Origin of the sequence: Polaribacter sp. BAL334 (genome assembly GCF_015767435.1) — a bacterium.
In the GTDB taxonomy this organism is placed as follows: domain Bacteria; phylum Bacteroidota; class Bacteroidia; order Flavobacteriales; family Flavobacteriaceae; genus Polaribacter.
Map to the genome: position 1 here is coordinate 1 of NZ_JADWOV010000223.1, position 525 is coordinate 525.

General features: G+C 30.5%; 1 protein-coding gene. It reads right to left on the reverse strand.

The window, feature by feature from the left end; translation table 11 throughout:
* A partial coding sequence (locus IU405_RS01985) for a DUF6090 family protein (protein ID WP_197436938.1) occupies positions 1 to 525 on the reverse strand: 525 nt, incomplete at both ends.

A 525-nucleotide genomic window follows, 5' to 3' on the forward strand; every position in this document is an offset into this window, starting at 1 on the left:
ATCCGAAAGATTCACTGGTTCAGCTACTCTGTTATCGTTTGTTTCAAGAATCGTTTTTACATTTTTATATATCTCACTCATATGAAAATCTTTTATAGGCTCGTAGTCCATTCGTAAATCTTCAGTGACGTAGAAATACTTGAAATCATATAATTCAGAAATAGAAATTCTAAGCGAGTCATTTCGGATGATATTTATTCCCTTAGATTTCAAATTTTCATAGGCGACAGTTATCGGTTCAAATGTTCCTCGCCCTGTCAATCTCGCATAATAAAATCTTAATGTATCTGTCAAAGGGGTTTTTAGAATTAAATGTTCCAATACTGCCGAATTATTTTTTATTGCTTTCTCGTTAATTGTAATCTTTGAATTAAAGTTAAAAACGTCCTTTTCAAGATTAGTTAGAATTTCGCTTAACATATTCAATTCAAGTTCACGCTCGATATTATCATTATTCCAATTATTTATCTGAAGAGCAATTAAAATACCAATCACTACCAGAATAATTTCTCCTATGGCATAAAT